Source organism: Achromobacter sp. UBA5777, from assembly GCF_002418565.1.
Classification (GTDB): Bacteria; Pseudomonadota; Gammaproteobacteria; order Burkholderiales; family Burkholderiaceae_B; genus Achromobacter; species Achromobacter animicus.
In genome coordinates, this window is sequence record NZ_DIEJ01000129.1 from 1 (window position 1) to 9,395 (window position 9,395).

Annotated in this window: 7 protein-coding genes and 1 pseudogene; 4 read left to right on the top strand and 4 right to left on the bottom strand. The window is 64.1% G+C overall.

What is annotated here, in order from left to right:
* Positions 1–286: pseudogene (locus B3446_RS09570) on the bottom strand (heptosyltransferase); the annotation flags it as partial.
* Between the two features lie 103 nt (positions 287–389).
* On the opposite strand from B3446_RS09570, the gene msbA reads away from it, so the two are divergent.
* The 4 genes from msbA to B3446_RS09590 all read left to right on the top strand — a co-directional run bounded on the left by msbA (position 390) and on the right by B3446_RS09590 (position 6,227).
* Complete coding sequence (gene msbA / locus B3446_RS09575) at positions 390–2,165, top strand: lipid A export permease/ATP-binding protein MsbA (RefSeq protein ID WP_191576494.1); 1,776 nt, start codon at positions 390–392, stop codon at positions 2,163–2,165.
* 165 nt (positions 2,166–2,330) lie between these two features.
* Complete coding sequence (locus B3446_RS09580; RefSeq protein ID WP_291380430.1) at positions 2,331–4,136, top strand: monovalent cation:proton antiporter-2 (CPA2) family protein; 1,806 nt, start codon at positions 2,331–2,333, stop codon at positions 4,134–4,136.
* Between the two features lie 134 nt (positions 4,137–4,270).
* Complete coding sequence (locus tag B3446_RS09585; RefSeq protein ID WP_175125694.1) at positions 4,271–4,498, top strand: hypothetical protein; 228 nt, start codon at positions 4,271–4,273, stop codon at positions 4,496–4,498.
* A 238-nt stretch (positions 4,499–4,736) separates the two neighbouring features.
* Entirely contained in the window at positions 4,737–6,227 is a 1,491-nt protein-coding gene (locus tag B3446_RS09590) for a sensor domain-containing diguanylate cyclase (RefSeq protein ID WP_291380433.1), read from the top strand.
* A 65-nt stretch (positions 6,228–6,292) separates the two neighbouring features.
* On the opposite strand, the gene B3446_RS09595 is transcribed toward B3446_RS09590, so the two are convergent.
* The 3 genes from B3446_RS09595 to rng all read right to left on the bottom strand — a co-directional run bounded on the left by B3446_RS09595 (position 6,293) and on the right by rng (position 8,854).
* The gene (locus tag B3446_RS09595) at positions 6,293–6,994 is read right to left on the bottom strand and encodes a DUF3053 domain-containing protein (protein WP_175125690.1); all 702 of its coding nucleotides are present in this window, start codon (positions 6,992–6,994) and stop codon (positions 6,293–6,295) included.
* Positions 6,995–7,118: 124 nt separating this feature from the next.
* The gene (locus B3446_RS09600; protein ID WP_291380435.1) at positions 7,119–7,394 is read right to left on the bottom strand and encodes a hypothetical protein; all 276 of its coding nucleotides are present in this window, start codon (positions 7,392–7,394) and stop codon (positions 7,119–7,121) included.
* Positions 7,391–8,854 (bottom strand): ribonuclease G, encoded by a 1,464-nt coding sequence (gene rng, locus B3446_RS09605; RefSeq protein WP_191576675.1) that lies wholly within the window; start codon positions 8,852–8,854, stop codon positions 7,391–7,393. The genes B3446_RS09600 and rng overlap by 4 nt, the downstream gene beginning before the upstream one ends.
* Between the last annotated feature and the right edge of the window lie 541 nt (positions 8,855–9,395).

A 9,395-nucleotide genomic window follows, 5' to 3' on the forward strand; every position in this document is an offset into this window, starting at 1 on the left:
GCGCGCTGGACAGGGAATCCGGCAGCAGCAGGCCGCGGGCGCGGCGGCCTTGCGCGCCCAGCCCCCGGCGGTGCGCGCTGACGGCCGCCCGGTCCGGGCCCACCTTGCCTCGCATGGGAATGAAATCCAGCTTGTCCACGCCATCGAGCAGATCGCGGGCCCAGGGACGGGCACAGAGGACCAGGGGGAGACCGCTTGCGGCCAGGGCACGCAGGCTGGGCAGGCTCATGCAGACATCGCCCACCCAGTTGGGCAGGCGGACATACAGGCAACTGATATCGGACATGGAAGGGCGCACGGGCGCGGATAGGGCTAAGGGGGCGGGGACGGCGCGCATGCGCGCAGCCGGTACAATCCTGGGCACAATTGTATAAAAGCGAGTGATCCCTTTGAATTCTGCCGCACGGAATGCGCCAGCGGGCTCCCAACCCGTCAAATCCGAACTCTGGTCCCGGATCTACAGCCGCGTGGGTTCCTATTGGAAGGGTTTGCTGGCGGCCGTCCTGCTGATGGCCGGCGCCGCAGCCACGCAGCCTGTGCTGGCGGTCATCATGAAGCCCCTGCTCGATGGCGGTTTCTCGGGCGCCAAACCCTATTACGTGTGGGCGCTGCCGCTGGCGGTCGTCGGCCTGATCCTGCTGCGCGGCATCTGCAACTTCTTCAGCGACTACCTGCTGGCCTGGGTGGCCAACAACGTGCTGCTCGGCATGCGCCGCGACATGTTCGAGCGCCTGCTGGGCCTGCCCGACGCGGACTTCAAGCGCGGCGACACCGGCCGCCTCCTGAACCGCTTCACCATCGACGCCGGCAACGTTACCGGTTACGCCACCGACGTCATCACAGTGCTGGTGCGCGAAACCCTGGTGGTCATCGCCCTGATCTGCGTCCTGCTCTATATGTCGTGGGTGCTGACGCTGATCATCCTGGTCATGCTGCCGGTGTCGGTCATGATCTCGCGCTTTTTCATCAAGCGCCTGCGCCGCATCAACCGCGAAACCGTCAACATGAACGCCGAGCTGACCCGCGTGGTCGGCGAAGGCATCGACGGCCAGCGCGTCATCAAGCTGTTCGACGGCTACGAAGTTGAACGCGGCCGTTTCGATTTCGTCAGCCGTCGTCTGCGCCGCTTCGCGATGCGCACGGCCACCGCCGACGCGGCCCTGACCCCGCTGACCCAGGTCTGCATCTCGATCTCCGTGGGCGCGGTCATCGCCGTGGCGCTCAGTCAGGCCAACAGCGGTTCGCTCACCGTGGGCAGCTTCGCCTCGTTCATGGCCGCGCTGGCCCAGATCTTCGACCCCATCAAGCGCCTCACCAACGTGGCCGCCCGCATGCAGAAGATGCTGGTGTCCGCCGAAAGCGTGTTCACGCTGATCGACCAGGTGCCGGAAAACGACACCGGCACCAAGGAACTGCCCGAGCCCGTCCGCGGCAAGGTTGAATTCCGCAACGTGTCGCATCGCTTTCCCGATGCCGATCGCGACACGGTCAACGACATATCCTTCGTGGTCGAACCCGGCCAAACCGTCGCCCTCGTGGGCCGGTCTGGCAGCGGCAAGACCACGCTGGTCAACATGCTGCCCCGCTTCGTGCTGGCCGACAGCGGCCAGATCCTCGTGGACGACGTGCCCGTCGACGACCTGACGCTGCGCAGCCTGCGCTCGCATCTGTCGCTGGTCAGCCAGGACGTCGTGCTGTTCGACGACACCATCGCGGCCAACGTCGGCTACGGCGCGCTGGGCAAGTCCAGCGAGCAAAAGGTGCGCGACGCGCTCGCCGCCGCCAACCTGCTCGAATTTGTTGAAGGCCTGCCCCAGGGCATCAACACGCCGGTGGGCGAAAACGCCGCGCGCCTGTCCGGCGGCCAGCGCCAGCGCCTGGCGATCGCGCGCGCGCTCATCAAGAACGCCCCCATCCTGATCCTGGACGAAGCCACGTCCGCGCTCGACAACGAATCCGAACGCCAGGTGCAGGCCTCGCTGGAGCGCCTGATGAAGGGCCGCACCACGCTCGTCATCGCGCACCGCCTGTCCACCGTGCAGAACGCCGATCGCATCATCGTCCTGGACGCCGGACGGATCGTCGAACAGGGGCCGCACGCCGAACTCCTGGCAGCCGACGGCCTGTACGCCTCGCTGTACAAGATGCAGTTCCGGGAAGACTGAGCCGGCGCGCGTCGTTCCCCAGCCGCCGCCCTTCGGGGCGGTTTTTCATTGCCGAAGTTCCTGTTTGCCAATCCCGTGGTTTGCCGGAAAATGGCCCCAGCCCGTGCGTAACGGGCTGGGCGGCGTCCCAGGCGCTTCGGCCCGCCATGCAACCAGGAGCGCTCCATGGCCCTGCCTTCCGAAGGCAATCAAGTCCTCAACGTCGTCGTTTTGCTCGGCGCAGCGGTGATTGCCGTCCCCCTGTTCAAACGCCTCGGGCTGGGCTCGGTCCTGGGCTACCTGGCCGCCGGTTTGGCGATCGGTCCCTTCGGCATCGGCTTTTTCTCCGATCCCAAATCCATCCTGCACGTCGCCGAACTAGGCGTGGTGATGTTCCTGTTCATCATTGGCCTGGAAATGCAGCCGTCGCGCCTGTGGAAGTTGCGCGGCGAGATCTTCGGGCTGGGCGTCGCGCAAGTGCTGGTCTGCGGCGCGCTGCTGACGGGCGTGGGCTTGCTGGCCGGCCTGTCGGGCGCCGCCGCGTTCATGGCGGCAATGGGCTTCGTGCTGTCGTCCACGGCCATCGTGATGCAGATCCTGGCCGAGCGCGACGAGACCGCCAGCGCGCAGGGCCAGCGCATCGTCTCGATCCTGCTGCTTGAAGATCTGGCGATCGTCCCGCTGCTGGCGCTGGCCGCCTTGCTTGCGCCCGCGGGCAGCGGCAGCGATGGCGATCCCTGGTTGCAGGCGGCCATCGCGGTCGGCTGCATTCTGGCGCTGCTGGCCGCTGGCCGGTGGCTGCTCAATCCGCTGTTCCGCCTGCTGGCTGCGGCGCACGCGCGCGAAGTCATGACCGCGGCGGCATTACTCGTCGTGCTGGGCGCGGCGCTGCTGATGGAACTGGGCGGACTTTCCATGGCCATGGGCGCATTCCTGGCCGGCGTCCTGCTGTCCGAATCCACGTTCCGCCATCAGCTTGAGGCAGAGATCGAACCCTTTCGCGGCATCCTCCTGGGCCTTTTCTTCCTGGGCGTGGGCATGTCGCTGGACCTGTTGGCCGTGGCGCGCGAATGGCCGCTCATCCTGGCGGGCGTCGTCGTCTTCATGGCCGTCAAATCCGTGGGCGTGTATGTCGTGGCGCGGCTGCTTCGCGCGACGCATGCCGAAGCGATCACCCGGTGCGCATTGCTGGCGCAAGGCGGCGAGTTCGCCTTCGTGCTCTACAGCGCGGCGGCGGAAAAAGGCATCTTCGACGCGCATACCGGTGCGGTGCTGACAGCGGTCGTCATCATTTCCATGGCGCTCACGCCGCTCTGCGTCCTGGCGTTGCGCTGGCTGTTGCCCAAGCCCGTGCCTTCCATGGACGGCGTGGACGTGGCCCGGGACTTGGACGGTTGCGCGCTGATCGTGGGTTTTGGCCGTTTCGGCCAGATCGTGACCCAGGCGATGCTGGCCCGCGGGGTCAAGGTATCCATCCTTGACACCGATACCGACGCGATTCGCGCTGCGGCGAAATGGGGCGTCAAGGTCTATTACGGGGACGGTACGCGTGCCGACATGCTGCGTTCGGCGGGCGCCGAGAATGCCTGCGCCATCCTCGTCTGCATCAACGACCCGCGAGCCGCCACGCATATGGTCCAGCTCATCAAGTCCGAATTTCCGCTGGTGCGGCTGGTGGTGCGGGCCTACGACCGCATTCATTCACTGGCGCTTGCCCGCGAGGGCGTGGATTTCCAGGTCCGCGAAACGCTGGAGTCGGCGCTGGTGTTCGGCGAAGCGGCGCTGCGCGCCATCGGCGTGCCCCCGGACGAGGCCGAGGAGGTCATCCAGGACGTCCGGCAACGCGACACCGAACGCTTCGACCTCGAGGTAGCGGGCGGGCTGTTCGCCGGCCGCTCATTGCTCTACGGAAATATGACTGGTCAACCGGATGGCATAAACGACCGGCCGGACCGCGAAACCGGCGACGCCGCCGCGAGTCCATCCGCCTGACGGTTGTTTTTCGGCGCGCATTTCGGGTTCTTTGCATTACTTTACGCATCATTTCACGCGCAAAATCAAACGGCTAGGGTAGATTAATCCGCATGACGCTTCACTCAGGAAGCGCTTTTTGCCAGGGGGCTGCCATGCTGCAAACGGACCGTAATTCGACCACGTCGCACGTCATCGGAATCGAGCTTGCCCGGCGTCAGGCCATGACGCTTCGCTGCGGGTTCTCGGGTGTGCTGACGCGCCAGTTGATGGCGCAGGCCGGCGCGGTGGGGCCCGCATGGGCCATCAACGCCCACCGCGAAACCGACAAGGCGCGCGGCGCCAAGGCCTTCCCCTTCCGCATCGCCGCCGCAGTCTCCTGAAATCCGGCCCGGACGCGCGGCGCCCGTCGATAGGTCTGCGTCGCGACCGTCGCCAGCTTTGCGCCGCGTTACCTGCGGCCCCATCCCGCCGCCAATACCGCCACCCGCGCTGATCGCCGCCCACGGTTTCGTGCCCCGGGCGGCGATGCCTTGCGCCCGGCATCGGACACCGGCATCATCATGCAGAACTTGCAGATGAACTACGCCACCCCGAACGCCATCGCGAAGGAGCGCCGTATTGAAATCCCGCGGGATCGTGCACCGCACGCTGTACGCGCTGGCCGGCATCGTCGCCATCGGTATCTGTGCAGCGGCCATCTCCCTCTTATGGATGGATCGCCGCGTCACATGGGAAGCCGCCTACATATCGGCCCGCAACCTGGCCAGCGTGCTCGCCGCAGACATCGGCCGAACGTTGCACGTCTACGACCTTTCGCTGCAAGGCGTGGTCGAGCGTCTGCATGACCCCGGCATTGCCGACCTCGACCCGCAATCGCTGCACCGGTTCCTCTTCGACCGTTCGGCCACGGCCGCGTATCTGGGCGCCATCGTCGTGCTCGACGCCCAAGGCAACATACGCTACGACTCGCTTGCCTTGACGCCGCCCAAGCTCAATTTCGCTGACCGCGATTACTTCCAGGTCCACCGGGACGCCGACGAAACGGGACTCTTCGTCAGCCGGCCGTACAACAGCCGCTTGCGCGGCGGCGATGAAAGCATCGCCATCAGCCGGCGCATCACCAACCCCGATGGCAGTTTCGGCGGCGTGGTGGCCGGCTCCCTGCGCACGGCATATTTCCGCGACCGCTTTGCCGAAGTGTCCATCGGTCCGCACGACGCCATCACGGTCTTTCGCAACGACGGCGTCGTTCTCTTGCGCAATCCGTACTCCAGCGCCGACGCCGGCAGCGGCATCGACGTGCCGCTCGACTTCCAGCAATACCTGATCGGCCGCGAGGGCGCATTTGTCGGCGTGCTGTCGCACGACGGCGTCAATCGGCTCTACGCGTTCGACGCCATCGAGCGCACGCCGCTCGTGATCGACGTTGCGCTGGCCGTCGACGACCTGCTTGAACCGTGGGTCCGGCGCGCCGCGCTGATCGTGCCCATTACGTTGGCGCTCTTTGCCTCGGTCATGGCGCAGATCGTCCTCTTCAGACGCGAGATGCGCTGGCGGCAGGCATTCGAAGCACAGTTGGCGCGTCAGGCGCAGACAGACGGGTTGACCGGCATCGCCAACCGGCGCACCTTCGACGAAACGCTGCAAGTGGAATGGGCGGCCGCGCGGCGCGATCGCACGCCGCTGTCATTGCTGTTTCTGGATGCCGATCACTTCAAGCGCTACAACGATCGGTATGGCCACCAGGAGGGCGATGTGCTGCTCCGGACGCTGGCCCTCACATTCCAGAAAATGGCCCGCCGCCCGCGCGACCTGGCGGCCCGTTACGGGGGCGAGGAGTTCGTGGTGCTGTTGCCCGAGACTGACCGCGAACAAGCGCTGGCTATCGCCGAAAGCATCCGGCGCGCCGTCGCGGAGCTGGCCGTGGCGCATGAGGACAACGAAGGCGGCATCGTCACGGTCAGTATCGGTGTGGCCACGGCTACGCCGCAGGGAGACGACGGTTCGGCGGCGCTTGTGCAAGCCGCCGACGCCGCGGTGTACCAGGCGAAGGAATCCGGCCGCAACCGGGTGGCTGAGGCGTCCGGCGTGATAACCGCGCCGGCATGAAAAAGCCCCGCCGCACCTTTAGGTGGCGGCGGGGCGGTGCGGGGTGCTGGGTGTCGAAGCGGCGCTTAGCGGCCCATCACCACGGCCTGCAGACGCGTCTGGGCCTGCTGCACATTCTTGGCCTGCGCATTCATTTCTTGCAGCAGCTTGTTCAGCTCGGCCTGCACGGCAGGGTCCGTCACGGACACGCTATTGCCGGAGATCTCGATCTTCGACTTGTTCGCTTCCACGTAATCGGCGACCTTCAGGGCAACGTCGTAGGTGGCGTTGATCTGCGGCAGCACATCGGCAAATGTATCGGCCGGCAGGGTGATGGTCTTCTCGTAAGCCTTGTCGTACACGACCTTCAGGTCTTCAGGTTGCTTGAGCTGGGCGCGCGCCGCGTCGGCCTTGGCACGGTGTTCCTTCAGTGCCGCATTCATGTCGTTCAAACCGGCACGAACAGTCTTCAGGTCCTCGCGACGCGACACGATATCGTTCACCGAGCGCACCTGACCCTTCTGCAGGATCCCCGACAACGGCTTGACCGAGGCGTCCATGCCCGCGTTGAAGTCGGTGATCACCGCGTATTGGGCCGCGTAATCGCCAAACGACTTCTTTTCTTCATCCGTCAGTTTCGGCACGCGCACGCCCGGCTTGTCCACGATGCGCGTTTGCAGGAACTGCGTGAACGCGGCGCGCTGTTCGGGCTCCTTGTCGCCGCAGGCGGCCAGCACCAGCGGCAGGGCCGCGATCAGCACCAGGAACGGACGGAATAGGGACTTCATTGCAATGACCTCCGATTGACTAGGGAAAAGCGCCGAGGCGGTAACCGACCCGGCAAAGCGCCCGCAGCTTATCGATAACCCTTAGTCGCCGCCATCGGTTTCAGAATTCATTGCAAACGAAGCGTTAAGTCACAAAATCCACACACATCGAGTTGAAGCGTATGGGTGAATCGGGTAAGCGCCGTCGCAATCGCCATCGCATGGCATGGGTGGTGCCGGTGAAGAACGGCTCGCGGTGCGGTTCGTGGCCCGACTTGCCGGCCAGGATGCGGGTCTCCAGTTGGGCCACATTTCCGCCGCGTGATCCCGTGGATCTGGTGATGCATGAAGTAAAAAAGCCGCGCAACGTGCGCGGCTCTTCATTCAGTCCGATGACTAGGCATTCATCTGATGCCGTCATACCAGGATGATGTCGTACTTCTCCTGAGAGTACGTCGCTTCCACTTCGAGCGATACCCGCTTGCCCACGAAGTCACCCAGCATCGCCAGGTGCTGGCTTTCTTCTTCCAGAAAAAGGTCGACCACTTCCTGCGAAGCCAGAATGCGAAACTCCTTCGGGTTGAACTGCCGCGCTTCGCGCAGAATCTCCCGCAGGATTTCGTAGCAGACCGTGCGCGGTGTTCGCACATTGCCACGCGACTCGCACATGGGGCAGGGCTCACAAAGCTGATGCGCCAGCGAATCGCGCGTGCGCTTGCGCGTCATCTCCACCAGCCCCAGTTGCGTAAAACCATTGACGGTCATGCGGGTCCGATCGCGTGACAGCGCCTTCTTCAGTTCCGCCAGCACCGTGTCACGGTGTTCCTGTTCCTCCATGTCAATGAAGTCCAGGATCACGATGCCACCCAGGTTCCGCAAACGCAGCTGGCGCGCGATCGCCTGCGCCGCCTCAAGGTTGGTCTTGAAGATCGTGTCATCGAAATTGCGGCCGCCCACAAAGCCACCCGTGTTGACGTCCACCGTCGTCAACGCCTCCGTCTGGTCGATGATCAGATAGCCGCCCGACTTCAAGTCGACCCGGCGCGACAGCGCGCGTGCAATCTCGTCGTCCACATTCGCCGTATCGAACAAGGGCCGTTCACCGCTGTAATGCTGGATGCGGTCCACCACAGACGGCGTGTAGACACGCGCCCATTCCAGCATCGCCGCAGTCGTCGTGCGTGAATCGACCAAAATGGACCCGGTATCGGGGCCGACCATGTCACGCAGCACGCGCTGCGCCAGCGTCAGGTCCTGGTGCAGCAACGCGGGGGCGGGCTGCGTGCGGGCCGACGCCTGCACACTCGTCCATAGCTTGCGCAGATACTCCACGTCCGCCGCCAGTTCAGCGTCATTGGCGCCCTCGGCCTGCGTGCGCACGATGAACCCGCCTTTTTCATCCGACGGCATCAACGCCTGCAGACGTTCCCGAAGCTGGATGCGTTCCGACTCCGAATCGATCTTCTGCGAAATCCCGATGTGCGGATCGTGCGGCAGGTACACCAGCATCCGCCCCGCCATGCTGATCTGCGTGGAAAGCCGCGCGCCCTTGGTGCCAAGCGGATCCTTGACCACCTGAACCATCAGGGTCTGTCCCTCAAAAATCAGCTTTTCAATTGGCGTCGGCGTCAGCCCTTGGCTGCGTTCGGCGCGATTCTCACGAAGATCCGCAATATGGATAAACGCGGCGCGCTCCAGCCCAATGTCGATAAAGGCGCTTTGCATCCCCGGCAGCACCCGGACCACCCGCCCCAGATAAATGTTGCCGACGTGGCCCCGCTGAATGCTTCGTTCGACGTGCAGCTCCTGAACCGAACCTTGTTCCACCAGCGCAACGCGGGTTTCGAACGGGGTGACGTTGATCAGGATGTCTTCGCTCATGGCGATCGCAGGGGGCATAACGGGTCTGTCTCCAATGAGATGCGGCGTACAGGCAAATAGTAAACGTACATACTAGCCTCGCCACCAGGGGCTGCCGCCATCTATATATATAGGGAAGACCGTTCGCAAGCCATGCACATTCGACGGAGCAGGGCGGATCGGCAGGGAATCCGCAGAGGCCAACAACAATTTTGCGACGCCGCCATGACAGCGCAAAATTCTGTGCTATAGTCTCGCTCCTTCGCAGCTCACACAGTTTTTGAGACGCGAGGCCAAGCAAGTGCAACAGGCGAAGCGGGGCATCCCGGCATCACCTGCCGCAACAGCAATCAGAAATGAGCGCTTCGCGGTTATTGCAAAGATCGGTGCAAATTAGGCAGAAGCCAGTTGCAAGATCTGCAAAAATTGTGCTACAGTCTTGGGCTTGGCAGTTGCCGAAGAATTAGGGTTTACCCTGACGTTTCGATAGCTGCTAGGGCAGGGCGAAAGTCCTGGCGAGACCTGAAGGGGTCGCAACAAGAAAGCAAAGCAAAATGCGAAG

Excerpts from the sequence above, each read along its gene's own strand:
- B3446_RS09580 (WP_291380430.1), top strand. The coding sequence starts at position 2,331 with ATGGCCCTGCCTTCCGAAGGCAATCAAGTCCTCAACGTCGTCGTTTTG.
- B3446_RS09585 (WP_175125694.1), top strand. The coding sequence starts at position 4,271 with ATGCTGCAAACGGACCGTAATTCGACCACGTCGCACGTCATCGGAATC.
- B3446_RS09595 (WP_175125690.1), bottom strand. The coding sequence starts at position 6,994 with ATGAAGTCCCTATTCCGTCCGTTCCTGGTGCTGATCGCGGCCCTGCCG.
- B3446_RS09600 (WP_291380435.1), bottom strand. The coding sequence starts at position 7,394 with ATGACGGCATCAGATGAATGCCTAGTCATCGGACTGAATGAAGAGCCG.
- rng (WP_191576675.1), bottom strand. The coding sequence starts at position 8,854 with ATGAGCGAAGACATCCTGATCAACGTCACCCCGTTCGAAACCCGCGTT.